Genomic DNA, 25,013 nt, shown 5'->3' with positions numbered 1-25,013 from the left:
ATGCCGCAACGTCCCAACTTTCTGGTGATTCTGGCCGATGACCTGGGCTTTTCCGATATCGGCGCATTCGGCGGCGAGATCGCCACGCCCAACCTCGACGCCCTGGCCAACAATGGCCTGCGCCTGACCGACTTCCACACCGCGCCGACCTGCTCGCCGACTCGGTCGATGCTGCTCACCGGCACCGATCACCACATCGCCGGCATCGGCACCATGGCCGAGGCGCTGACGCCCGATCTGATCGGAAAACCGGGTTACGAGGGCTATCTGAACGACCGCGTCGTCGCCCTGCCCGAGCTGCTGCGCGAAGCCGGTTACCAGACCTTGATGAGCGGCAAATGGCACCTGGGCCTGACCGCCGAACTGGCGCCTCATGCCCGGGGCTTCGAGCGTTCGTTCTCGTTGCTGCCCGGCGCCGCCAACCACTATGGCTTCGAGCCGACGTATGACGAACAGACGCCTGGCCTGCTGAAATCCACCCCGGCGCTGTACATCGAAGACAACACCTTCGTTGATCAATTGCCCAAGGATTTTTATTCCTCCGACGCCTTCGGCGACAAGCTGCTGCAGTACCTCAAGGAGCGCGACCAGAGCCGGCCATTCTTCGCTTACCTGCCCTTTTCCGCACCGCACTGGCCGTTGCAGGCGCCGGCGGATGTGGTCGAAAAATACCGCGGCCGTTATGACGCCGGCCCCGAAGTGCTGCGCCTGGAACGGCTGGAAAAACTCAAGTCGCTGGGGCTGATCGATGCCGATGTCGAGCCGCATCCGCTGATCCAGCTCAGCGCGCAGTGGGATGCGTTGAGTGACGAACAACGGCAGATTTCCGCGCGGGCGATGGAGGTGTATGCGGCGATGGTCGAGCGCATGGACTGGAACATCGGTCGCGTCGTGGAGTACCTGCGCCAACAGGGGCAACTGGACAACACGTTCATCCTGTTCATGTCGGATAACGGTGCCGAAGGCGCGCTGCTGGAGGCGTTTCCCAAGTTTGGCCCGGAGTTGCTCACCTACCTGAACCAGCATTACGACAACAGCCTGGACAACATCGGCCGTGCCAACTCCTACGTGTGGTACGGGCCGAACTGGGCGCAGACCGCGACCGCGCCGTCGCGGCTGTTCAAGGCATTTACCACTGAAGGCGGGATTCGCGTACCGGCATTGGTGCATTACCCGCAGCTGTCGCTCAAGGGGCAGATCAGTCATGGCTTTGGCACCGTGATGGACATCACGCCGACGATTCTCGATCTGGCGGGTGTGCGGCATCCTGGTAAACAGTGGCGCGACAAACAAGTGGCCGAGTTGCGCGGTAAATCGTGGCTGGGATTTCTGTCCGGCGAAACGGCGCAGGTGCATGACGAGCACACAGTGACGGGCTGGGAATTGTTCGGGCGGCGAGCGATTCGGCAGGGGCAGTGGAAGGCGGTTTACATTCCCGGGCCGGTGGGGCCGGCGGCGTGGCAGCTTTATGACTTATCGGCTGATCCGGGGGAGATTCATGATTTGGCGTTGAGCCGGCCGGACAAGCTCGATTTGCTGATTGAGCATTGGCAGGCTTATGTGGAGGAGACCGGGGTGATCTTGAGCGAGTCGCCGTTTCAGCCGGATTGATGTTGTCTGGAATACGCTTTCGCGAGCAGGCTCGCTCCCACACTGGACTTCCGTCGTACACAAAATGTGTGACCACTGGAGATCTAATGTGGGAGCGAGCCTGCTTGCGAAGGGGCCATCAACCACAGCACATCATGCCCGGACTGGACGTCCCTCTTCCCCCACCACCTCATCCTCACGCACAAACCGGTTCGCCCGCCCAAACGTCCCGAAATCATTGAACCGAACCCCCATCTCGCGCATCACCTTGTGCGCCACCGGCACGGTCAACTGACGGATGTAGAACGGTTCCTTCACCACAAAATGATGGATGCCGTGGCTGCTGCCGAAGTTGAAGCAGAACGCCTGCAACGGCCACATCCACCACGGGTTCAACACCTGACACTGCTGGATCACATTGCCCGGCTCCACATCGCCGTAGTAATGCATGTTCGAGCTGACAAAGTGCAGGCAAAAGGTGCGCAGCACGTTCGGGCCGATGATCACAACGGCAGCAATGTCGATCACCTGCATCACCGACAGCGTGGTCGCCGACCATTCAATTGGCGTGCCCAGCAGATACGCGATGCCATTGGCCGCGTGGAAGCCGAGAAACACGTACCACGCCCCCCAATGCACCAGCGCCAGCGGCGCATAGACCTTCAATGAGCGTTTGATGATGCTGAATTTGTGCGCCCAGGTCTTGGCCCGCAGCATGCGGATGAACGCCGACATCACGTTGTCGCCGACCATCAGTAACCGCGCCATGCCCCAGGGCTCGCCGTTGGTGATGGCGCGCTCTTCCATGTCGGCTTCGGTGCCGGAGACTTTATGGTGGTTGAGGTGCAGGTGACGACGGATCCACGGATTGATGGTGCTGGGCCGCGCCAGCCAGACCAGGCCCATCATCAGGTTATGGGGCAGCCGTTGTTTGCGGAAATACATGCTGTGGATCAGGTCGTGCTCCAGCTCGTGGGTCAGCGACGCAAAAAAAGCGTTCAACAGCAGGCACGCCCACCAAGCCATGTGCCCGGTGATGTAGAGCGCCGCCGAACCGATCATCCCGGCCAGGGCGAAGGCCAGAATGCCCGCGCCAAGGGCGTCCTGGTGGTTGAGAATCGGGTAGCGCTGACGCAGTTCCACGCCTTTGGCCAGCACCACTTCGCGAATATGCGCTGATCGCTGTGCTGCATTCAGTCGCTGGGGACTTGCGCAAGTACGGTCCATGCTTCCATCCTCTGGTTATTGATGTTTGCATCCTGCCGTGTGACATATGACAACGTGGTAGCCGTGAACGCCAACCTGTTGACCGGACGCGCCAATCAGCATGACTGAACCGACCTCCCTCGCCAGCTGGACCCGCGCCCTGCGCAAGCAACTCGATGCGCTGGACCTGGACAGCACCGCCCTGTGCCAACAGGCGGGGCTCGACCCAAGCCTGATGGACGACCCGAACGCCCGTTACCCGTTGTCCGGCACCACGCGCCTGTGGGAACTGGCCGTGCAGGCCAGCGGCGACCCGGCGCTGGGCCTGCGGGTGTCGCGCTTCGTCAGCCCGACGACTTTTCATGCGCTCGGCTACGCCTTGGTGGCCAGCGGCAGCCTGCGGGAAGTGTTTGAACGCATCGTGCGTTATCACCACGTGGTCAGCGATGCCCTGGACCTGCAACTGGACCGGGCCGCCGATCGCTACCGCTTTCACCTGAAAATCCCCATCGGCAACCCGGCCCCGGCTTTTGAGGCCATCGATGCCTTTACAGCGATCTACGTGCGCACCTGCCGCAACCGCCTGGGCCGCGATTACGCACCGCTGGCGGTGTACCTGCGCCGGCCCGAGCCTGCGGACCCGCATCAATGGCACAAGGTGTTTCGCTCGCCGGTGCACTTTTCTGCCGACGAAGATCGTCTGGAGTTCGCCCTGGTGGACTTCGACAGCCACCTGGACGACGCCAACCCGGAACTGGCCGAACACAACGAAACCGTGCTCAAACGCACGCTCGCGCAACTCAAGCCACTGACCTGGGAGCGCAAGGTCCGCGACGCCATCGAGGAGCAACTGCCCGAAGGTGAGCCGAGCGCCGAACGCATCGCGCAAAACCTGCACCTGAGCTTGCGCAGCCTGCAACGGCACCTGGCGGACGAGGGCTATCGATTCGATACGCTGCTCAACGAAAGCCGCGAAAATCTGGCGCTGCTGCACCTGCGTGATCCGCAGTGTTCACTGAGCGAAATCAGCTATTTGCTGGGGTTCGCCGACACCAGCAGCTTCAGTCGCGCGTTCAAGCGCTGGACGGGCATGACACCGGGGCAGTTTCGGGATGGGTTGCGCTGAAGATCCGGGATATCAATTGGCTGCACCGGCCTTTTCGCGAGCAGGCTCGCTCCCACATTTGATCTTCAGTGGAAACAAAATTTGTGAACAACCGAAGCCCCTGTGGGAGCGAGCCTGCGCGCGAAGAGGCCGGCGCAGGCAGCGCAAAAACCGGTTACCGCCCCCGATCCCGCCGCAACAACTTGCGCACCCGCGCCACCAGTTCGCTCATGGCGAACGGTTTGAGCAGGTAGTCATCTTCGTGCAGCTCCAGCCCGCGCAGCCGGTCTTCGATGCCGTCCGTGGTGGTGAGGAACAGCACGGGGGTTTCGCCGAGTTTGCGGATCTGTTGCAGCAACTGCCAGCCGTTGAGGCCCGGCAGCATCACGTCGAGGATGATCAGTTCGTATTCGCCTGACTCGATAAAGCGCCGGCCATCCATTCCGTTGACCGCCACGTCCACCGAGTAGCTCGCCTCGCTCAGTCCCTGGGCCAGGCTTTTGGCGACCTCCGGTTCGTCTTCCACTAACAGCACACGCATGGCACACCTCGATTGGTCAGGGATACAGGCTAGGCGCGTTTGGGGTGATTGCCCATGACAATTTGCTGCAGCTTCTGCAATCCACACAAATCCCCTGTGGGTTTTGTGGTTAAAGCTGGATTGTGGCCAGTGCTCTCAGCCGCTGCGCATCCAGGATTTCAATCTCGCCATAGCCCAGACCGAGAATCCCCTGCCCCTGCAAGTCCTTGAGAATCTGGTTGGTGGTCTGGCGCGACAGCGACAGCATCGATGCCAGCTGCTCCTGGGGCAGTTGCAGCACGCGACGCGGGGGATTGGTTTCGCCATAGCCATCGGCAATCATCAGCAAGCGATGGGCCAGCCTTGCCGGGGCCGGCATCAGGCTCAGCTGTTCGAGGTTGATGAAGGTCAGGCGCAGTTTATGGCTCATCAGCAGCGCCAGCTGCCGCCAGTACAGCGGTTGCTCGTCGAGCAATTTCAGCAGCGCCGTTTGTGGAACGTGCAGCAGCAGGCAATCGCCCATGCCATAGGCATCGTGAGTACGAGGCTGGCCATCGAACAGGCAGATTTCGCCGAACCAGTGCGACGGCTCCACCAGGCTCAACAGCGCCTCCTTGCCCTGCTCGCTGACGGCGCCAACGCGCACCGCGCCTTCGAGTACGGCGTACAGTCCGCACGGTGGATCGCCGCGCTGGAACAAGCGCTGGCCGGCCGCCAGGCGCCGCACTTTGGCCGCCGCCAGCAAACTATGCTGAAAGGAAGCCGGTAAATGGCTGAACCACTGCCCTGTCATCAAGCGCGAACGCCACACCTGCATGTCCATGCAAACTCCTGGAAATTGTCGCCTGGCTGACAGAACGAACCGGATACCCGGGGCATGATCAATCACCCTACAGGAGGAATAACAATGAAAAGCCTCGTTGACCATCTCAGTCAATACGCCGCCTACCACCGTGACCCGCGCAACATCGCCAGCCACTTCATCGGTATTCCGCTGATCGTGGTCGCAGTCGCGGTATTGCTATCACGCCCGCAGTGGCCGCTGGCCGGGATCTGGCTGTCACCGACGCTGCTGCTGGCGCTGGCGTCGGCGTGGTTTTACCTGCGCCTGGAGCTGCGCCTCGGGGTACTGATGACGGTGTTGATGGGCTTGTCGGTGTGGCTGGGACATGTACTCGCGCAGCAGAGCACCATGCTCTGGTTGAGCAGTGGCGTGGCGATGTTTGTGGTCGGTTGGGTGATTCAGTTTGTTGGCCATCATTACGAAGGGCGCAAGCCGGCGTTTGTCGATGATGTGACGGGGTTGATTGTCGGGCCGTTGTTTGTGGTGGCGGAGCTGGCGTTTTTGTTGGGGTTGCGGCGCGACCTTAAAGAACAGATCGAGGCGCGGGCGGGTGGGGTGCGGGTCAATCCGAAGCGTGCTGCTGTGTAGAACGTAATCGCGAGCAAGCTCGCTCCCACAGGGGATTTGTGTACGACACAGATCCAATGTGGGAGCGAGCTTGCTCGCGATGCTTTTGACCTTAGATGTTGGCGACTTTCTGCCAGACTTTTGGCTTGAAGAACAAGGTCTCGCCCTTGGCCAATCCAACCAGGCTGTCGTGGTCTTTCACCACTTCGGCCTCGATCAATTCGCTCTGCCCTTCCACCTTCAACGTCACTCGCGTGGTCGCGCCCAGTGGCCGGATATCGCGCACTTCAGCCGCGTGGTGATCCTCCAGCTCATGGCGTGACAGCGACACTTCGTGCGGGCGGAACAGCACGTGATTGTCGTCGCCCAGGTGCAGGCGGTTCGAATCCCCGAGGAAGTGATAAACAAAATCGCTGGCCGGGTTCTCATAGACCTCGCCCGGCGAGCCAATCTGCTCGATCACGCCCTTGTTCATCACCACGATGCGGTCCGCCACTTCCATGGCTTCTTCCTGGTCGTGGGTCACGAATACCGAGGTCAGGTTGATGTCTTCGTGCAAGCGCGCCAGCCAGCGGCGCAGTTCCTTGCGGACCTTGGCGTCGAGGGCGCCGAAAGGCTCGTCGAGCAGCAACACTTTCGGCTCTACCGCCAAGGCGCGGGCCAGGGCGATACGCTGACGCTGACCACCGGACAGTTGCTCCGGGTAGCGATCAGAGAGCCAGTCCAGTTGCACCATGTTCAGCAGTTCGTGGACTTTGACCGCGATCTGGCTTTCGCTCGGGCGCTGGTTTTTCGGTTTCATGCGCAGGCCGAACGCGACGTTGTCGAACACCGTCATGTGCCGGAACAGGGCGTAGTGCTGGAACACGAAACCGACGTTGCGATCACGCACATCGTGGCCGGACACGTCTTCACCGTGGAACACGATGTTGCCCTGGTCCGGGGTTTCCAGGCCGGCGATGATCCGCAGCAGCGTGGTCTTGCCGCAGCCGGACGGGCCCAACAGCGCCACGAGTTCGCCGCTGTGAATGTCCAGGCTGATGTTGTCCAGCGCCTTGAACGCATTGAAATTCTTGCTGACGTTACGCACTTCGATCGACATGTCTTATTCCTCCGCGGCGCTGGAGCGCAGGCGGTTAATACGGGATTCGCTCCACTGCTTCAGCAGCAGGATGAAGAGCGCCATGATCAGCAACAGGCTCGCCACGGCGAACGCGGCCACGTGGTTGTATTCGTTGTAGAGGATCTCGACGTGCAGCGGCAGGGTGTTGGTCACGCCGCGAATGTGCCCGGAAACCACCGACACCGCACCGAATTCACCCATGGCCCGGGCGGTACACAGCACCACGCCGTAGATCAGGCCCCATTTGATGTTCGGCACGGTGACATGCCAGAACATCTGCCAGCCGTTGGCGCCGAGCAGGCGCGCGGCCTCTTCTTCCTGAGTGCCCTGCTCCTGCATCAACGGGATCAGCTCACGGGCCACGAACGGCACGGTGACGAAGATCGTCGCCAGCACGATGCCCGGCAAGGCGAAGACAATCTGGATGTCATGGTCCTGCAACCACGGTCCGAAGAAGCCCTGAGCGCCGAACATCAGCACGTAGACCAGACCGGCGATGACCGGCGACACCGAGAACGGCAGGTCGATCAGCGTGACGAGCATGCTCTTGCCACGGAACGAGTATTTGCTGACACACCATGCGGCGCTGACGCCGAACACCACGTTCAGCGGCACCGAAATCAGCACGGCGATCACCGTGAGTTTCAACGCCGACAAGGCGTCGGGCTCGAAGATCGCAGTGAAGAACGCGCCGAGGCCGTTCTTCAAACCCTGGGACACCACGATAAACAGCGGCAACAGCAAGAACAGCGCAAACACCAGCCAGCACAGGCTGATCAGGATGCGCCGCGATGCAGGACTGCCACGGCGGGCAGCGTTGGCCGAACTGGCGGCGCTAATAGACGATTGGGACATGTTCGCGCCTCCTTATGGGGTTTCGATGCGCCGCTGCAACAAGTTGATCAGCAGCAACAGGACAAAGGAAACCACCAGCATCAGTACACCAATGGACGTAGCGCCGGTGTAATCGTACTGATCGAGTTTGACCATGATCAGCAGCGGCAGAATCTCGGTTTTCATCGGCATGTTACCGGCGATGAAAATCACCGAACCGTACTCGCCGACCCCGCGGGCAAAGGCCAAAGCGAATCCTGTGAGCCATGCCGGCAACAGCGCGGGCACCAGGATATAGCGGAAAACCTGCAATGGTTTTGCCCCCAGGCACGCCGCGGCTTCTTCCACTTCACGAGGAATATCGGCCAATACTGGCTGTACGGTACGTACTACGAATGGAAGTGTCACAAAAGTGAGCGCAAGGGTGATGCCCAGCGGGGTGTACGCGATCTTGAAACCCAGATCCGCTGCAAACTGACCCACCAGACCGGTGGGGGTGTACAGCGCGGTCAGTGCAATACCGGCCACCGCCGTCGGCAATGCGAACGGCAGGTCGATCATCGCGTCGATGACTTTGCGTCCAGGGAAGGTATAGCGCACCAGCACCCAGGCGAGCAGCGTGCCAATGACGCCGTTGATGATCGCGGCAACCAGCGCGGTGCCAAAGCTCAGCTTCAGCGCCGCCAGCACCCGTGGTGCGGTGATGATTGCCCAGAACTGGTCCCAGGTGAGTTGGGCGGCATGCACGAACATCGCCGCCAGTGGAATGAGCACAATCAGGCTGAGGTACACCAAGGTGTAGCCCAGCGTCAGCCCGAAGCCGGGTATGACGGGGGAGATACGACGCGACATAAAAGTCCTTGGTTGAGAACGCACAAAGCCCCGAATCGCGATCCGGGGCTCGTTTTCAGGCGATTTGGATTACTGCGCCTGGTAGATCTGGTCGAACACACCACCGTCATTGAAGAATTTCGGTTGCGCGGTTTTCCAGCCGCCGAAGTCCTTGTCGATGGTCACCAGCTCAAGAGTCGGGAACTGCTTGGCGTACTTTGCAGCCACATCCTTGTCACGCGGACGATAGAAGTTTTTTGCGGCAATTTCCTGACCGGCTGGGCTGTACAGGTGCTTGAGGTACGCTTCGGCGATTTCGGTATTGCCCTTTTTCTCGGCGTTCTTGTCGACCAGGGCCACTGGCGGCTCGGCGAGGATCGACAGCGAAGGCACGACGATGTCGAACTTGTCGGCGCCGCCGTCTTCTTTCAGCGCCAGAAACGCTTCGTTTTCCCAGGCCAGCAACACGTCGCCCTGACCGTTGTTGACGAAGGTGATGGTCGAACCGCGAGCGCCGGTGTCCAGCACGGGTACGTGCTTGAACAGCGTTTGTACGTATTCCTTGGCCTTGGCTTCGTCACCGCCATTGGCTTTCAGGCCATAGGCCCAGGCTGCGAGGAAATTCCAGCGAGCGCCGCCCGAGGTTTTCGGGTTCGGCGTGATCACCGAAACGTCGTTCTTGACCAGATCGCCCCAATCCTTGATGCCTTTCGGGTTGCCCTTGCGCACCAGGAATACGATGGTGGAGGTGTAAGGCGTGCTCGCGTCCGGCAGGCGTTTCTGCCAGTCAGCCGGCAAGGTTTTGCCCAGTTTGGCGATTTCGTCGATGTCGCCGGCCAGGGCCAGGGTCACGACGTCGGCGCGCAGGCCGTCGATCACTGCACGACCCTGCTTGCCCGAACCGCCGTGGGACTGCTGGATCTTCACGTTGTCGCCAGCGTGGTCTTTCTTCCAGAAGTTGATGAATTCGGCGTTGTAATCCTGATACAGCTCGCGGGTCGGGTCGTACGACACGTTGAGCAGCTCATAATCCTTGGCAACCGCGGAGCCCGCAAAAAGGGCGCTGGCCAGAGCAGCCAAAGCGAAGTGACGAATCGACGACATGGTGAAAGCTCCTGAAATTCCTGGTGTATTGGCTTTTTCTTATGTATTTCGAAATCGGGTTGCCTGTTTAAAGATCGCCGCCTGCGGCAGCTCCTGCGCCCATCCCCTGCAGGAGCTGCCGCAGGCTGCGATCTTTTGATCAGCGGTTCAGCTCGGTTTGTTACCCGGGTTCTGCAAACGGAATTTTTCTTTGCGTTCGATCTGAACCACTTGGGCGTTGTGCACGGTGATTTCCACTGCGCCAAAACGCAGATCGCGCAAGGCGCTCTGGATCTCACGCAAAATGGTGGCTTCGTCCTGGCCGTCAACGCTACGTAGGGATGCGCTCATGGTGCTGCTCCTTCGACTGAGAGATTGCCTGGCAGTGGCGACACTGCTTACGGCGTGAGGGCAATAGTAGATAGGCGCGGATATTCTTAAAAAGACTATTTAAGAATGTTTATATAACCAGAAGACATTATTTGACGGGACAAGGGGTTGCGGGGGATTCCAACACGTTTGACCCCACCGAAACCCCCTGTGGGAGCTGAAGCCGAACACTCAGCCAATGGCAGGCGCCCGCGCCCAATCCAGCGCCTGCGCCGGCACAGGCCTTCCAAACCAGTACCCCTGCCCCAGATCGCAATCATGCTCAAGCAGAAAAGCCGCCTGCTCCCGCTGCTCGATCCCCTCGGCATGCACCTGCATGCCCATGCTTTGCGCCAGGGCGATGATCACTCGCACAATCGCGCCGTCGTCTTCGTCGCACGGCAACCCGGCGACAAAACCCTGATCGATCTTGAGTTTCTGCACCGGCAAACGCTTGAGCCGCAGCAACGACGAATAACCGGTGCCAAAGTCATCGATGGCCAGCCGCACACCCAGTTCGCGCAGGCGGTGCATCTGTTCCAGGGCGACTTCCGGGTCCTCCATCACCGCACTCTCGGTGACTTCCAGCTCCAGATACGCCGGGTCCAGTCCGGTTTCGCGCAGCACCTGGGCCACCCGCTGATACAGCTCGCGGCGAGCAAACAGACGTGACGACACATTCACCGCGATAAACGACAACTCCACCCCGGCCCGTTTCCAGCGGCACATCTGCTCGCAGGCCTGTTGCATGACCCAGTTGTCGATGTCGGAAATCAGCCCGGTGCGCTCGGCGATGGGGATGAACTCCGCGGGTGACACCAGCCCGCGCTGCGGATGTTCCCAGCGCACCAGCGCCTCGACGCCGATCAGACGGCTGGTTTTCATGTCATGCACCGGCTGGTAGTAAACCCGCAGCTCGTGCTGCTCCAGGGCGCGGCGCAGCTCAAAGGCAATCTCCACCCGCTGCTGGGCGTGGGCGGTGAGTTCTTCGGTGTACAGGGCATAGTCGTCACGCCCGGCGCTCTTGGCCTTGAACAGCGCCGAGTCGGCGTTGCGCAGCAATTGCTCGGCGCTCAGGGCGTCGCCGGGAAACAGGCTGATACCGATGCTGGCGTTGATGAACAGCTGATGCCCATTGATCAGGAACGGCTCCTTGAGGCCGTCGATGATCCGCTGCGCCAATGCTGCCGCCTGGACCAGCTGTGGACAACTTTCCGCCAGCACCGCGAACTCATCGCCACCCAGACGCGCCAGGGTGATGCCGGGGCCGAACATGCCCTGCAAGCGCTCGGCGACCGCCTTGAGCATCTGATCACCAACATTGTGCCCGAGGCTGTCGTTGATCATCTTGAAGTGGTCCAGATCGATCATCAGCAGCGCACAGCCGCGCTTGTGGATCTGCGCTGACGCCAGCGCCTGCTCGACACGGTCGGTGAACAGCAGGCGGTTCGGCAGGTCGGTCAGGGGGTCGTGGTGGGCCAGGTGGGTGAGTTCGTGCTCGGAATCCTTGATCGCGCTGATGTCGGAAAACACCGCCACGTAATGGCTGAGCTGGCCCTGATCGTCATGAATGAGGCGGATGGTCTGCCATTGCGGATAGATTTCACCGCTTTTGCGCCGATTCCAGATTTCGCCGCTCCACTCCCCGGTGGAGTCGAGCGTGGCGAACATGGCCTGGTAGAAACCCGGCGGGTGATGGCCGGACTTGAACAGGCTGGGCTGCTGACCCAGCACTTCCTCGCTCTGGTAGCCAGTAATCGCCATGAACGCCCGGTTCACATGGACGATCAGGCCTTTGCTATTGGTGACCAGCACGCCTTCGCGGGTGCAATCGAACACAGCCGCTGCCTGGCGCAGGCGTTCGCGATCCTCATTGCGCTCGCGTAATCGGGCCCCGATGCCCAGGCAACGAAACAGTCGTGCACGGGCAAGGAAGATCAAGCCGGCACTCAGCACCACCCAGGCATAACCGTTGATCAGTTGCCATCGCAGCAACTCATCGGAGCTATCGAAGAAACTGTTCAATAAATAACCACTGAACTGGAGCCAGACTACAGAAAGCACCAGGTAGAGCAGCGCTGCACGCAAGGCATCGCGATATGTGGCTGACATTCGGCCGTCCATGTCCCTACAAAAAGGTTGGAATTATAGATTAAAGAAACATCCGGCCACTTCTTATCTGAAAGCGCGACTGGTTTTATCTGTGTGCATGGTGATAATGCAACGGCTGTTTATTTCTTTATCGAGGGCCCTATAGCCTATGTGGTACGAAGGTTTGCTCGGCTTGTCGCCCTGGTCACTGGTGGCAGTCACCCTGCTGATGACCCACGTCACGATTATCGGCGTCACGGTCTATCTGCATCGTTATTCAGCCCATCGCTCGCTTGAGCTCAATGCCGGCCTGAAACATTTCTTCCGCTTCTGGCTGTGGCTGACCACGGCACAGAACACCCGCGAGTGGACCGCTATCCACCGCAAGCACCACGCCAAGTGCGAAACCGAAGACGACCCGCACAGCCCGGTCATCAAGGGTCTTTCCACCGTTCTGCGCAAAGGTGCCGAGCTGTATCGCGCCGAAGCGGAAAACCCGGAAACCCTGCGCATCTACGGCAAGAACTGCCCCGAAGACTGGATCGAACGCAACCTCTACAGCCGTTTCCCGCTGCTGGGCGTGGCAATCATGGGCATCATCGACCTGATGCTGTTCGGCACCATCGGCATCACCATCTGGGCCATCCAGATGATGTGGATCCCGGTCTGGGCTGCCGGCGTGGTCAACGGCCTGGGTCATGCCATCGGCTACCGCAACTTCGAATGCCGCGATGCGGCGACCAATCTGGTGCCTTGGGGCATCCTGATCGGCGGCGAAGAACTGCATAACAACCACCACACGTATCCGAACTCGGCCAAGCTGTCGGTGAAAAAGTGGGAATTCGACCTGGGCTGGGCATGGATAAAAGTCTTCAGCTTCCTGCGTCTGGCCAAGGTCCAGCGGGTTGCCCCGATTGCCCACCGCGTTGAAGGCAAGGGCAGCCTGGACATGGATACCGCCATGGCGATCCTCAACAACCGCTTCCAGATCATGGCCCAGTACCGCAAATTGGTGATCGCGCCGCTGGTCAAGCAAGAGCTGGAAAAGGTCGATCACTCGGTCCGTCACCAGTTCCACCGCGCCAAGCGTTTGCTGTCCCGGGAAACCAGCCTGCTGGATGACAAGCACCACGTGCGCATCCAGAACATGCTCGAACACAGCCAGGCGCTGAAAGTAATTTACGAGAAACGCCTGGCCTTGCAGCAGATCTGGGTCAAGACCAGCTCAAATGGCCACGACATGCTCGCCGCCATCAAGGATTGGGTACACGAAGCCGAAGCCAGCGGGATTCAATCCCTGCGCGACTTCGCTGATCAGTTGAAAACGTACTCGCTGCGACCTGCTGCCGTCTGACTGCAGCGCAGCTCATGTGGGAGCGAGCCTGCTCGCGAAATGGTCATCAGTTTCAGCAGACATGTTGACTGGTGTACCGTTTTCGCGAGCAAGCTCGCTCCCACATTTTTTTGTGTATGGCTAAAAAAACACGTCATCCGTACCGCCCGGCGGTCGCAAGCACCCCTTGCCACAAACGGCGGGAACTAAGCCAAAAATCCCCTATCTCAAAGACACTTCGCCATCACGGCGGGCTTCGCAGTGGCCGCTATCGAACCTCGAACGGCACACGCCCTTTGAGATCTGTGCCGATGGTCAATAAAAATCTACAAGACTCATCCCACCCACAGTGGCCCGAGGCCGCGCAAACCCTGATGGCATTGATGCACGCCCAAGGCGAAGTCGCGCGTCTGAGTGAGCGTGAGCAACTGTTCAGCTCGTTGCTGGTGAGTGTCAACGCCGTACTCTGGGCCTTCAATTGGGAAACCCGTCAGGTGCTGTACGTCAGCCCCGCCTATGAACGGATTTTCGGCCGTTCCGCCGGCCTGCTGCTGGCTGACTACAACCAGTGGCGCGACAGCATCTACCCCGACGATCTGGACTACGCCGAACGCAGCCTGGCCGAGGTGCTGGAAAAGGGCGCGGTCGAAGATCGCGAATACCGCATCATCGCTGCCGACGGCCAAGTGCGCTGGCTCAGCGACAAGTGCTTCATCAATCGCCAGGCCGAACCGGGCCAACCGGTGATCATCGTCGGCATTGCCGAAGACATCACCGAAAAGAAGCAGATGGAAAACGAGTTGCAGCGACTGGCGACTACCGATGTCCTGACCCAAAGCAGCAACCGTCGCCACTTCTTCGAGTGCGCCCACCGTGAGTTTGAACAGGCGAAGCTGCAAGGGGCGTCGCTGGCGTTCCTGCTGCTGGACATCGATGATTTCAAGGTGATCAACGACACCTATGGCCATCCTGAAGGCGACACCGTGCTGCAACGGATCGCTGAAAGCGGGCGTGCGGCGCTGCGCCGGGGTGATCTGTTTGGCCGGATTGGCGGGGAGGAATTTGCGGCAGTGTTCCCCGGCTGTGCGCCGGATATGGCCCTGCTCGTGGCTGAGCGCCTGCAGCGGGAGATTCAGCGGTTGAGTTTCAGCCATGATGGCGAGCGCTTTGGTATCACCGTCAGTCAGGGCCTGAGCAACCAGACCGCAGAAGACGAATCCCTCGACACTCTCTTTGCACGCGCCGATGCGGCGATGTATGAGGCGAAACGACAGGGCAAGAACCGGATTATTTCTGCCTGAAGACCCAACACGCTCCCACATGGGGTCGTGACAACTTTACTTCTTGCGCAACCGCATCAACTCCGGCAACCCGATCTTGAGCAACCGCGCCGTCCGGCTCTTGGCCAATGCCTCAACGCCCTCATGCTCGGTCAGACGCGCCATCTGCCCCGCCATGTTCATCACCAGCGCTTCACGGGAGTAAACCCCGCCACCGAGCTGATAGACCGCGGCAATCAGCTCGCGCAGCTCCAGCGGCAAACGCCAGCGAGTGCGCAGCGCCGAACCATAGCCTGCGCCGAATTCCGCCAACGCATCGCCGATCTCTTCCCATTCATCCAGCTCGCCGCCAGCCTGTTTCCACTCCTGCAAACAGCGCAACAAGGCCAGATCGCCGAGACGATGCAGCATCCCGGCGCAATAGCAGCGCTCCTGATCCAGATCGAGCAACCGCGCCAATGTCCGGGCGTATTCGGCAGTGTGCAGCGACAACCCCCAATAACGCTCGGCGTAGTCCGCCAGGCATGGATCGCTTAGGCGTGCGCTGCGCTTGAGCGCCAGGCCCAGAATCAGGTTCATGCTTTGCCCGGTGCCCAACCGGTGCAGCGCCTGAGCCAGGGTTTGCACCGCAGTGCCATGGTGTTGCGCCGCGCTGTTGGCAGCGGCGATCAACACCGCAGTGATTTGCGGGTCGGTGCGAACTTCGGCTTCCAGCAGCGTCAGATCGAGGCCGTTGGGATTAAGGCTGCGTTTGACCGCCAGTTGCACGTCGGTCATCAGCGGTGCGCCGTCGGCCAGTTCACGGCGGCGCTCCAGATACACCGACAACGTCATGCCCGGCGCCAGCATCGGCACCTCACAAGAGACTTCCTCCCCGGCGTTCAGCAGCAGGTCCTGCAAGCGCAGCGTCAGGCTTTCCATGTTCAGCGGCTTGGTCAGGTACGCCGTCGGCGCCAGAGGCAAGACTTCGCGCACGCTGGCACTGTCGTTGCGGCTGCTCATCAGAATGAACGGCAACGGCGGATTGCGTTTGCGCAGTCGGACACTGCGAAGCACGCTCAGGCCATCGATACCCGGCAACTCCCAGTCGACGATGACCAGGTCGTAGGGAACATTTGCCAACAGTTCCAGCGCTTGCTGGCCGTCGGCGCACACATCCAGCCGTGCGTCGCAGCGCACATTCAACAACACTTGCTTGAGCAGGTCCCGGGACCAGGGGTCGGCCTCGGCAATCAGCACCCGCGGTACGGCAGGCAAAACCACAGCAGTCATCTAGACACTCCAACAGCGATGCTTGCACCTTAGACAATGATGGCCATTCGATACAGCGTAAACCCGCCGGATGTGTTTCAAGACCATAAAAAAACCCGCCGAAGCGGGTTTTTTGTCGATCAGGTCACACTGGGGGATCAGAGCTCGGAGAAACACTCTTCGATGATCGCCAGACCTTTATCCAGTTGCTCGTCCGGCGAAGTCAGCGGGACCAGAACGCGTAGCACGTTGCCGTAGGTGCCGCAGGACAGCAGGATCAGGCCCTTGTCACGGGCCTTGGCCACAACGGACGCCACGGCGGCAGCGTTTGGCTTGTGGCTGTCGCCGTCCTCGAACAACTCGAGGGCGATCATCGCGCCCAGGGCGCGGACTTCGCCGATCACCGGGTACTTGGCCTGGATGGCTTTCAGACCCGTCACCAGACGCTCACCGACAGCCTTGCAACGGTCCAGCAGGTGTTCTTCTTCAAACACTTCCATCACGGCCAGGGCCGCGGCGCAAGCGATCGGGCTACCGGCGTAGGTGCCGCCCAAGCCGCCTGGAGCAATGGCGTCCATGTATTCGGCCTTGCCGCAAACACCGGCCAGCGGGAAGCCGCCAGCGATGGATTTGGCGAAGGTGGTCAGGTCGGCAGCAACGCCCATCTGCTCCATGGCGAAGAAGGTGCCGGTACGGCCAGCGCCGGTTTGCACTTCGTCGGCGATCAGCAGGATGCCGTGCTTGTCGCACAGTTCGCGCAGGCGCTTCATGAACGCTTTAGGCGCGACGTAGAAACCGCCTTCGCCCTGAACCGGTTCGATGATGATGGCAGCGATGTCACGCGGCTCGGCGTCGTTCTTGAAGATGCGTTCGATGCTGGCGATCGAGTCATCGACGCTCACACCGTGCAACTCGTTCGGGTACAGCGCGCGGAAGATGCCGCCTGGCATCAGGCCCATGCCAGCCGAGTAAGGCACGACTTTGCCGGTCAGGCCCAGGGTCATCATGGTGCGACCGTGGTAAGCGCCGGTGAAGGCGATCACGCCGGCACGGCCAGTGGCGGCACGGGCGATTTTCACGGCGTTTTCTACCGCTTCGGAACCGGTGGTCACCAGCAGGGTTTTCTTGGCGAAATCGCCTGGCACCTTGGCGTTCACTTTCTCGCACAGTTCAACGTACGGCTCGTAGGCCAGCACCTGGAAGCAGGTGTGCGTCAGCTTGTTCAGTTGCTCGGTCACGGCAGCGATGATTTTCGGGTGCAGGTGACCGGTGTTCAGCACGGCGATGCCGCCGGCGAAGTCGATGAATTCGCGACCTTCAACGTCGGTCACCGTGGCGTTCTTCGCGTGGTCGGCGAAGATCGGGTGAATCTGGCCCACACCACGCGGTACAGCGGCTTCGCGGCGTTTCATCAAAGAAGCGTTAGTCTTGCTCATACAGTCCTCATTCACCGCTCATCGGGCGGTGTCGTTCAAGGAAAATGCAGCGAGGAGGCAACTACGGCAGCATGCGATGATCGACTGCCACAGCTTTCCCGGCCACAGAGAAAATTCCGTTTGAAGCGCATAAAGGGACAGCGCTCTCGTGCCCTTTGTGCTTGAAGCAATGCCTTGTTAGATGCCCAGGCAGAGGTATTTGATTTCCAGGTAATCTTCGATGCCGTACTTGGAGCCTTCGCGACCCAGACCCGACGCCTTGATGCCGCCGAACGGCGCGACTTCGTTGGAGATCAGCCCGGTGTTGACGCCGACCATGCCGTATTCCAGGGCTTCAGCCACACGGAACACACGGCCCAGGTCACGCGCATAGAAGTACGAGGCCAGACCGAACTCGGTGTCGTTGGACATCGCGATCACTTCGGCTTCGTCTTTGAAGCGGAACAGCGGCGCCAGTGGGCCGAAGGTTTCTTCCTTGGCCACGGCAGCGTTTTTCGGCACGTTGGTCAGGATGGTCGGCTCGAAGAAGTTGCCTTCCATCGATTTGCCGCCAGCCAGCACGGTGGCGCCTTTGCTGACGGCGTCAGCGATGTGCTCCTTGACCTTGGCCACGGCTTTTTCGTCGATCAGCGGGCCAGTGGTGGTGCCTTCTTCCAGACCGTTGCCGATCTTGAGTTTGGCCACGGCCACTTTCAGCTTCTCGGCGAACGCGTCGTAGACCGAATCCTGGATGTACAGACGGTTGGCGCAGACGCAGGTCTGGCCGTTGTTGCGGTATTTGGAAATGATCGCGCCTTCGACGGCCTTATCCAGGTCCGCGTCGTCGAACACGATGAACGGCGCGTTGCCGCCCAGTTCCAGCGAGACTTTCTTGATGTCCTTGGCGCATTCGGCCATCAGTTGGCGACCGATCTCAGTCGAGCCAGTGAAGGACAGTTTGCGCACGATCGGGTTGCTGGTCAGCTCGCTGCCGATGTCGCCGGCGCTGCCGGACACCACGCTGAACACGCCATTCGGAATGCCGGCACGCTGGGCCAGTTCAGCCAGGGCGAAGGCAGAGAACGGGGTTTGCGAAGCAGGCTTGAGCACCATGGTGCAACCGGCGGCCAGGGCCGGGCCGGCTTTACGGGTGATCATCGCCGCCGGGAAGTTCCACGGGGTGATGGCCGCGGTCACGCCGATTGGCTGTTTGATTACAATCAGACGCTTGTCTGGCTGGTGGCCCGGAATCACATCACCGTAGATGCGCTTGGCTTCTTCGGCGAACCACTCGATAAAGGAAGCGGCGTAAACGATTTCGCCCTTGGCTTCGGCCAATGGCTTGCCTTGCTCGAGGGTCATCAGGCGAGCCAGGTCGTCCTGGTTTTCGATGATCAGTTCGAACCAGCGACGCAGCTTGTTCGCACGGTCCTTGGCGGTCAGTGCACGCCAGGCCGGCAGCGCCTTGTCGGCCGCTTCGATGGCACGACGGGTTTCGGCAGCGCCCATTTTCGGCACAGTGCCCAGAATCTCGCCCGTGGCCGGGTTGTTGACCTTGATGGTCTGACCGTTGTCCGCATCGACCCAAGCGCCATCAATGAAGGCTTGCTGGCGGAACAACTGGGTGTCTTTAAGCTGCATGTCGGCTTTCCTTAACAGCACCGCGCGGGCGCGGAGCGATTTGTGATTGTTGAAGGGGCGCCTGAAAGGCTGCCGTCAGGGAAATCATTCACCGGGCTGAAGCACATAAATAGCGCACTGATCGAAACTCGTACGGTTCAGCACCCAGGCAAGAGCGTTTGAAATCTCGAACGAATCGTAGGATCAATGCTAGGAAAGGACAATAGGGCGTTCGAAAAAAAGAACGAAAACGCCGCTTTTGCGAGAATTTTCTGATCAACGAGCAAAACGCCCCGCGACCCGGAAGGGCCGCGAGGCGCTGTTGGTACTCATTATTCCGAGGTTCGTTCAGGCCTTGGGCGCCGCTGGGCTAGCGTCCTGCAGGATCGTCTTGGTAGCGACCGCATCGGCGCTCGTGTCGACGCTGTAGATCTGCATCACCCCCTGATTCGTTGCTGCCTGGGCCAGGGTATTTTGCTGTTGCTGGGCGCTCACTGCATTCTCGAACAGGATGCCGGTGGCATGCGCCATGGATTGGTAAATGGTGCCCATGGCCATGGCGGGCGCTTCACCCAGCACATGGACGTTGGCTTGAGTAACCGCATCGGTAATCTGTTCATTCACGACTGGCATGTTGTGACTCCTTTCGTTAGACGGCAGGCTGTTGCAAATGCTGTTCATGCAGAAGGCGTTCGCTCGGACGCAATGGCGCTGAACTGGGCAATGCTGGTGTTGATCCGCTCGAGCGCCTGACTCACCCCTTCGGCGTCCAGCACCCCGCTCGCAGCGGCCACGGCAGCGGCACCACCGACCAGCAGATGAGTGTTAAGCGCCCCAAGGGCGCTTTCGGTAGCGGCATCCAGGTTGTTGTTGACGATGCTCTCGGTCATCTGCCGGAGCAACACACCCTGAGACGCCAGGGCCAGCTTGGTCGCCCCATCGAAATAACTGGCCGCAGACTGCGCCACCAAACCGCGGGCCTGAGCAATCAACAGTTCCGGCCCAAGGGCCGACAGCACCGGCACATGAGCCGCCAGCTGGGTGTTGAGTAAATTGACCGACTCGACGATCCGCTGATTCAAGGCCTCGGGACCGGCCCCCTCGGCGGCCTGCTTGAGCAAATGCTCGTTGAGCGCTTCCAGCAGCGAAGCCGCCGTGTCAGCAGGATCGGGCGTCGGCTGCTCATCGGCTTTTGCGTTATCGTCCGCCTTCATGAGCGCCCTCCCACCGCCAGGATCTGCGCCACGGCGCTGGCCACGGTGGCGTTGCCAATGATGTTCATCGCCTGCTGCTGACTGACCGCGTTCTGCAAGGCCAGACTGATCGCATGACTGGAGACCTGACACAGAGCGGCAATCGCCGTCGCGGGCGCAGTGCCCACGACCTGGACATTCGCCTGGGTAACGGAGTCAGTGATTTGAGGGTTGACGACGCTGTTTGACATGCATCTCTCCTGAAGGAAGGCGACGACAGACCTGCCGCAGGAGAACGATAGATCAGCCCTGCCAAAGCGCCAGAGAACCATTGAAAGCCCAGTATCGCTGGGGGAGAAGCGTGTAGAAATGACGGCCACAAATGCTGACAATTACCCGCTGAAAACCATCATGGACGCCCCGAGCCTACATAGGTATGATGTCGCCCGCATAAGCACCAGTAGCTCAGCTGGATAGAGTACTGCCCTCCGAAGGCAGGGGTCGTGGGTTCGAATCCCGCCTGGTGCACCATATAGCAGTCTAGACCTGTCTCAGACAGTCTACGAAACACCCCAAGAAGCCCGCCCTGTGCGGGCTTTCTTGTACCTGACTATCCATCCCTGTCTACCCCTATAACTTCACGCCGTGTATGCCCACGTGTATGCTTTGAGATTCATTGAACTGGAGGCATACACGCAGTGAAGCGTACTGAAATCAAACGCCGCCCACTGGCCGACACTACTCTCGCAGGATTGGAGCCGGAGAATGCGACGTACCGGGAGCAAGACGGCAACGGCTTGTATTTTCGGGTCAAGGCAAATGGGCAGAAGTCGTGGGAGTTGCGCTACAAAAAACCAGACGGGAAATGGTCCTGGCTGGGCCTAGGCGGTTACCCTGAAATCAGTGGTTCGCTAGCCAGGCAGAAGGCGGCGCAACTGCGGGATGACGCATCGACTGGTAAAAATCCTTTAGTCAGTAAGCAGGCTCGTAAGATTGCTGACCGGGTGGCCGCCAACAACACTTTCGAAGCATTAGGTCGCGAATGGTTTGAGGCTAGGCGCTCAAGCTGGGAAGCCGGTACATCCCGTCGAGTCCTTGGAGCCCTGGAGCTTCACGTATTCCCCGTTTTCGGCAAACGCATCTACACAGAAATACTGCCCCTTGAATGGATGGAGTTTCTGCGCGGCATGGAGCAGAAAGGGATCATTGAGCAAATGGGCAGAGTTCGGGCCTTCTGCAAAGAGATCTATGACTTGGCACGCGTGACAGGTCGAGCGATCCACAACCCCCTTGAAGGCCTCAATAAATTTCTACAGACGCGCAGTGCTGAAAATTATGCACACGTATCAATAGAAGAGTTGCCTGCATTACTTCGTGCCATCAACTCTTACCCTCACGCGAAGGACGTCCGTCTAGGTCTCCGATTGCTGGCCTTATTAGCGGCACGCCCGAGTGAGATTCGAGAAGCACGCTGGTCAGAGATCGACATCAACAAAAAGCTATGGACGATTCCAGCCGAGAGAATGAAGCGTCGTCGCGAGCACGTAGTGCCTCTTTCTCGCCAGGCCATTGAAGCAATAACGGAGCTGCGCACGCTAACGGGGGCATACCCCCTTCTCTTTCCAGGGAGAAAAGATCGAACCATCCCCCGTAGCAATACCGTCTTTCTGATGGCGCTGCGCAGACTGGGATACGCGGGCCGGCAAACTGGCCATGGCTTCCGCCATATCGCGAGCACGGTCCTTAATGAACAAGGTTTTGATGAGAACCACATTGAGGCCCAGCTTTCTCATGTAAAAGAGGGAATTGCAGGCGTGTACAACAAGGCGGTGTACCTGCCTCAGCGCAAAGTGATGATGCAGTGGTACGCAGATCATCTTGATGAGCTCGCCAATGGCAATGTCGTGCAAGGCCAATTTGGAAAGGTGATATGAGTCTCCTTACCCATACCCCCTCCAAAAATGGTGTTACGGGTGTAACGGGTGTAACGGGCGACACCAAACCCTTGAATATATTGAGCTTCACGCCTGTAACACGCTTGAGAGTGGTGGCATACGCGTCGTGTAACGCTACATATCCGTGTAACGCCAAAAGCACATCATTACCTCTGCTGGCTAACCATTTCCGCCGTCTGCAAACACGCTCGGTACGCTGGTTATGCCGCAGAAACACAGGGCGCGGGATGACTCGGAACGAATTTGTACAGAGATCGTTCGTGTGACAGTGATCCCTATTCAAGAATCCTACGAACGCCCTAAGCCCTCAGCAGGCCTGATCGAATTCCTCGCGACCCAACCGCTCTACGCGCTCTGTCGTGAGCAGGTCATGGACGTGTGCCACCTGATTGATCAGTGCTGCCTACGCATTCAAACGGATGATATCAATAGCGATCTAAATACCCTGTGTATCCAAACAACCAGGCACGAAGAAGCTATTTTCCAGTACGCCTCAACCGATACCTCTGCACGTTTGGCTGATTGGGTTAGGCAATACGGTGCCTGCCCATCAGCTACAGTCGATCAGGCACATGCGGCCTACATCATGGCCTGTGCGGTGAAAGCACTGGAGGTTCTCAGCGACTGGATGCGCGTTGCGGAGCAAGACGCTTGGTCGCACACGACAGAGATACCGGATTGGCCTTGGGATCTTTACTGCGAGTTTGTGGAAATGCAGGTCAAATCGGATGAGCGTATCGAGGCGCTTGAACAGTACGTGATGTACCTAGAGCCGATCGCCTCCCTTCCATCGTTACAGGATGACGAGTTGCTACCCTTTGCGGTAAAGACGATCAAGAACGCAGTTAGGCGAAAAGGTGGCGTGCTCAGTGGCAAGGATCGGAATGAGGAAATCAGCGATCGTGACGCCGCTATCGTCAACCATGCACGGAGCCTGCTGAGGAAGGGTATGTCGCATCGGAATGTCACAACGGCGACGCATCGCTGGCTTGAAAGGGAAATAGCGAAGCCCATAAAACAACGCCCTGAATGGATTCCCCTCGAAGCGGAAAAAGCACTAACCCGCAAACAGGTGAGCTCCATACTGAAACGCTACTGGGTTGTGTAAACCAGAAATTTCAAATGGAAGTGAACTGCTCACCGCATTTCAACGCCTAGATCATTGCTCTCGTCAGTCCAAACTAGCCGAGAGCAATACCTATGAGCCCAAACGTAACCCCCCTTTCCAGCAAAGCCCCGAAGCATCCCACTACGCTGTTTGATGCCGCCTCCACCCTAATTCGTATGCGCGAAGTCGAGGGTATCGTCGGCATGAAACGCTCCACCATCTACAAGCTCATGCAGCGCCCCGAGTGCGGCTTCCCACAGCCGGTCAAACTGAGCACCAGTACCGCACGCGGCGCGCCGGTCGCGTGGGTGCTTGCCGAAGTTCAAGCCTGGGCACGGGGCCGCATTGAAGCCCGTGATCAGGTGGCCGCATGAGACGTAGCCACTGCCCTTTCAAGGGGGCCTTTCTCGATTCCTACAGCGTCGGATTCCGACTCTATCGACCTGATGCTATTAACTGGCGGCATCGCACCATCGCGGGTGTGAGCTGGAACGGGGAAGAACAAGAAGCCTTCTTTTTCAACCCTGATGGCCTGGTCCTTCCGCTTAAACCCAATCCGTGGGAATTGCCTGAGCTGATCCGCAAAAACGCGGTACGCAGGGAGTTTTCCAGCATCCACGGTACGGGCCATTTCGCAATGAAAGAGGGCCGCCGCAACGCCCTAAAATCGCTGGGCATGACCGACTGGGTCACGTACTGGTTGGTCGATCAATCGACTGGCTACGCGAACGATCTGGCAGTGTGGCGACACTTCACTGAGCAGGATCTCGCGGAAGAAAAGTCCGCTAGCGAACGCCTGCACCGTGAAATGCGCATGACCTCAGAGCTGACCGGCTATGTGGATGAATGCCTGGCACAGCGGCGCGATCTGCTCGCGGTAGAACACCGCCGACGTTGCGCCGAGGACAGCAAAATCCTGGCTTGGCTCAAAGGCGAAACGCCGCTACCGCTGATTGCCAATGTGCAGGAGGCGGCATGACCCCGACCTTTCTTCCCCACCAAGCATTGGATCTCGTCGGTGTACTTGAGGCGTCTCTGCCTTCTACCGCAGAGATCAAAGGTCGCCAGCGCTTACTTGCCCTCCGCGATCAGGCGATCTCGGACGGCGCTCAGGTGCTGATCGTGCTGTGGCAGAACCTGGAGTGGACGCTGCTAGCGATCCAGCCCCCAGCAGACGTGGTGATTCACGACGCTCGCCAGTTGATTCCAAACCTGCTGCGCAATCCCGAAGCGCTACAGCAGATGCAGCAAAGGGCTCGCCAAGGGCACCACTTGCAATGGCTCACCCTCGCCCGCCCCGTCACTACCCAGCACTAACGAAAACGCCCCCGGGAGCGATCCGGAGGCGTTGAGGTAAATCTACATGCCAGCACAATTTATGCCGCATAAAAAAAATGTGCAAGATCTCCGCACAGTTGCACTTTTGAAAACTGGACGTTACTCTCTGGCCGTCGCTGCAAATTCAGCGATCGGGCTTGGTAACCCGTTCAACAATAGGCGCAACAGCGCCCATATCTCTTTTGCAGGCGCTTTTTTTACGCCCGCAATTACGTTTTATGGTGGCTGTGCGTGGGAGACCTTCGGGTCTGCCGGGTTCCTATTGTCCCGGTTTACCAACCTGCGCACAGCTGCCACCCATTCGCTTGGTAACGAACGTGGCAGCTCCTCAACAATAGGAGCTTCGCCAGATGTACG

At 59.4% G+C, this 25,013-nt stretch carries 25 protein-coding genes and 1 tRNA gene; 11 read left to right on the top strand and 15 right to left on the bottom strand.

Annotated features, from left to right (window positions below; translation table 11 throughout):
• On the top strand, positions 1 to 1,611 hold the full coding sequence (locus POF45_RS17140; RefSeq protein ID WP_282316215.1) for an arylsulfatase: 1,611 nt from the start codon (positions 1 to 3) through the stop codon (positions 1,609 to 1,611).
• Positions 1,612 to 1,743: 132 nt separating this feature from the next.
• Here the strand turns inward: POF45_RS17140 and POF45_RS17135 are convergent, their stop codons facing one another.
• The gene (locus POF45_RS17135) at positions 1,744 to 2,817 is read right to left on the bottom strand and encodes a fatty acid desaturase (protein WP_282316214.1); all 1,074 of its coding nucleotides are present in this window, start codon (positions 2,815 to 2,817) and stop codon (positions 1,744 to 1,746) included.
• A gap of 100 nt (positions 2,818 to 2,917) precedes the next feature.
• On the opposite strand from POF45_RS17135, the gene POF45_RS17130 reads away from it, so the two are divergent.
• Entirely contained in the window at positions 2,918 to 3,922 is a 1,005-nt protein-coding gene (locus tag POF45_RS17130) for an AraC family transcriptional regulator (RefSeq protein ID WP_259498153.1), read from the top strand.
• Between the two features lie 154 nt (positions 3,923 to 4,076).
• Here POF45_RS17130 and POF45_RS17125 read toward each other — a convergent pair whose 3' ends face one another.
• Both POF45_RS17125 and POF45_RS17120 read right to left on the bottom strand, forming a co-directional pair.
• Complete coding sequence (locus tag POF45_RS17125; protein WP_259498151.1) at positions 4,077 to 4,442, bottom strand: response regulator; 366 nt, start codon at positions 4,440 to 4,442, stop codon at positions 4,077 to 4,079.
• A gap of 109 nt (positions 4,443 to 4,551) precedes the next feature.
• Positions 4,552 to 5,244 (bottom strand): Crp/Fnr family transcriptional regulator, encoded by a 693-nt coding sequence (locus tag POF45_RS17120; RefSeq protein WP_282316213.1) that lies wholly within the window; start codon positions 5,242 to 5,244, stop codon positions 4,552 to 4,554.
• Between the two features lie 84 nt (positions 5,245 to 5,328).
• On the opposite strand from POF45_RS17120, the gene POF45_RS17115 reads away from it, so the two are divergent.
• On the top strand, positions 5,329 to 5,853 hold the full coding sequence (locus POF45_RS17115; RefSeq protein ID WP_282316212.1) for an Mpo1 family 2-hydroxy fatty acid dioxygenase: 525 nt from the start codon (positions 5,329 to 5,331) through the stop codon (positions 5,851 to 5,853).
• Between the two features lie 91 nt (positions 5,854 to 5,944).
• On the opposite strand, the gene POF45_RS17110 is transcribed toward POF45_RS17115, so the two are convergent.
• The 6 genes from POF45_RS17110 to dibA form a co-directional block, all read right to left on the bottom strand.
• Entirely contained in the window at positions 5,945 to 6,934 is a 990-nt protein-coding gene (locus POF45_RS17110) for a sulfate/molybdate ABC transporter ATP-binding protein (protein ID WP_259498145.1), read from the bottom strand.
• Positions 6,935 to 6,937: 3 nt separating this feature from the next.
• A complete protein-coding gene (gene cysW / locus POF45_RS17105) occupies positions 6,938 to 7,810 on the bottom strand; it encodes a sulfate ABC transporter permease subunit CysW (RefSeq protein ID WP_282316211.1) in 873 nt (290 codons plus the stop codon).
• 12 nt (positions 7,811 to 7,822) lie between these two features.
• Positions 7,823 to 8,641 carry a sulfate ABC transporter permease subunit CysT gene (cysT, locus tag POF45_RS17100; protein WP_282316210.1) on the bottom strand — a complete coding sequence of 273 codons (819 nt, stop codon included), beginning with the start codon at positions 8,639 to 8,641 and terminating at the stop codon, positions 7,823 to 7,825.
• Positions 8,642 to 8,710: 69 nt separating this feature from the next.
• Positions 8,711 to 9,724 (bottom strand): sulfate ABC transporter substrate-binding protein, encoded by a 1,014-nt coding sequence (locus POF45_RS17095; protein WP_259498139.1) that lies wholly within the window; start codon positions 9,722 to 9,724, stop codon positions 8,711 to 8,713.
• Positions 9,725 to 9,871: 147 nt separating this feature from the next.
• Complete coding sequence (gene oscA / locus POF45_RS17090) at positions 9,872 to 10,054, bottom strand: sulfur starvation response protein OscA (protein WP_007941032.1); 183 nt, start codon at positions 10,052 to 10,054, stop codon at positions 9,872 to 9,874.
• A gap of 210 nt (positions 10,055 to 10,264) precedes the next feature.
• Positions 10,265 to 12,184 carry a phosphodiesterase DibA gene (gene dibA, locus POF45_RS17085; RefSeq protein ID WP_282316205.1) on the bottom strand — a complete coding sequence of 640 codons (1,920 nt, stop codon included), beginning with the start codon at positions 12,182 to 12,184 and terminating at the stop codon, positions 10,265 to 10,267.
• A gap of 148 nt (positions 12,185 to 12,332) precedes the next feature.
• On the opposite strand from dibA, the gene desA reads away from it, so the two are divergent.
• Both desA and POF45_RS17075 read left to right on the top strand, forming a co-directional pair.
• On the top strand, positions 12,333 to 13,517 hold the full coding sequence (desA, locus tag POF45_RS17080; RefSeq protein ID WP_259498127.1) for a delta-9 fatty acid desaturase DesA: 1,185 nt from the start codon (positions 12,333 to 12,335) through the stop codon (positions 13,515 to 13,517).
• Between the two features lie 290 nt (positions 13,518 to 13,807).
• Positions 13,808 to 14,797, top strand: coding sequence for a GGDEF domain-containing protein (locus POF45_RS17075; RefSeq protein ID WP_282316204.1), 990 nt, complete (start codon positions 13,808 to 13,810; stop codon positions 14,795 to 14,797).
• Positions 14,798 to 14,833: 36 nt separating this feature from the next.
• Here POF45_RS17075 and POF45_RS17070 read toward each other — a convergent pair whose 3' ends face one another.
• The 6 genes from POF45_RS17070 to POF45_RS17045 form a co-directional block, all read right to left on the bottom strand.
• Positions 14,834 to 16,048 carry a response regulator gene (locus POF45_RS17070; protein WP_259498123.1) on the bottom strand — a complete coding sequence of 405 codons (1,215 nt, stop codon included), beginning with the start codon at positions 16,046 to 16,048 and terminating at the stop codon, positions 14,834 to 14,836.
• A gap of 137 nt (positions 16,049 to 16,185) precedes the next feature.
• Positions 16,186 to 17,463, bottom strand: coding sequence for a 4-aminobutyrate--2-oxoglutarate transaminase (gene gabT / locus POF45_RS17065; RefSeq protein ID WP_259498121.1), 1,278 nt, complete (start codon positions 17,461 to 17,463; stop codon positions 16,186 to 16,188).
• 177 nt (positions 17,464 to 17,640) lie between these two features.
• Positions 17,641 to 19,083, bottom strand: coding sequence for an NADP-dependent succinate-semialdehyde dehydrogenase (gene gabD, locus POF45_RS17060; RefSeq protein ID WP_259498119.1), 1,443 nt, complete (start codon positions 19,081 to 19,083; stop codon positions 17,641 to 17,643).
• Positions 19,084 to 19,410: 327 nt separating this feature from the next.
• Positions 19,411 to 19,695: a RebB family R body protein gene (locus tag POF45_RS17055; protein ID WP_259498117.1), complete on the bottom strand. Its 285-nt coding sequence runs from the start codon at positions 19,693 to 19,695 to the stop codon at positions 19,411 to 19,413.
• A 44-nt stretch (positions 19,696 to 19,739) separates the two neighbouring features.
• A complete protein-coding gene (locus POF45_RS17050; protein WP_282316203.1) occupies positions 19,740 to 20,276 on the bottom strand; it encodes a hypothetical protein in 537 nt (178 codons plus the stop codon).
• Positions 20,273 to 20,506, bottom strand: coding sequence for a RebB family R body protein (locus POF45_RS17045; RefSeq protein ID WP_282316202.1), 234 nt, complete (start codon positions 20,504 to 20,506; stop codon positions 20,273 to 20,275). Before POF45_RS17045 ends, POF45_RS17050 begins: the two co-directional genes overlap by 4 nt.
• Positions 20,507 to 20,709: 203 nt before the next feature.
• On the opposite strand from POF45_RS17045, the gene POF45_RS17040 reads away from it, so the two are divergent.
• The 6 genes from POF45_RS17040 to POF45_RS17015 all read left to right on the top strand — a co-directional run bounded on the left by POF45_RS17040 (position 20,710) and on the right by POF45_RS17015 (position 24,635).
• A tRNA-Arg gene (locus POF45_RS17040) sits at positions 20,710 to 20,786 on the top strand.
• Between the two features lie 167 nt (positions 20,787 to 20,953).
• Positions 20,954 to 22,189 (top strand): tyrosine-type recombinase/integrase, encoded by a 1,236-nt coding sequence (locus tag POF45_RS17035; protein ID WP_282316201.1) that lies wholly within the window; start codon positions 20,954 to 20,956, stop codon positions 22,187 to 22,189.
• A 223-nt stretch (positions 22,190 to 22,412) separates the two neighbouring features.
• Complete coding sequence (locus POF45_RS17030; protein WP_282316200.1) at positions 22,413 to 23,318, top strand: hypothetical protein; 906 nt, start codon at positions 22,413 to 22,415, stop codon at positions 23,316 to 23,318.
• Positions 23,319 to 23,410: 92 nt separating this feature from the next.
• Complete coding sequence (locus tag POF45_RS17025) at positions 23,411 to 23,692, top strand: helix-turn-helix transcriptional regulator (RefSeq protein ID WP_282316199.1); 282 nt, start codon at positions 23,411 to 23,413, stop codon at positions 23,690 to 23,692.
• Entirely contained in the window at positions 23,689 to 24,297 is a 609-nt protein-coding gene (locus POF45_RS17020; RefSeq protein ID WP_282316198.1) for a hypothetical protein, read from the top strand. The genes POF45_RS17025 and POF45_RS17020 overlap by 4 nt, the downstream gene beginning before the upstream one ends.
• Entirely contained in the window at positions 24,294 to 24,635 is a 342-nt protein-coding gene (locus POF45_RS17015; RefSeq protein ID WP_282316197.1) for a hypothetical protein, read from the top strand. Before POF45_RS17020 ends, POF45_RS17015 begins: the two co-directional genes overlap by 4 nt.
• The last annotated feature ends 378 nt before the right edge of the window (positions 24,636 to 25,013 follow it).

It is taken from the genome of Pseudomonas fungipugnans, from assembly GCF_029955235.1.
GTDB lineage: Bacteria > Pseudomonadota > Gammaproteobacteria > Pseudomonadales > Pseudomonadaceae > Aquipseudomonas > Aquipseudomonas fungipugnans.
This window is presented reverse-complemented; position numbering and strand designations above follow the sequence as displayed.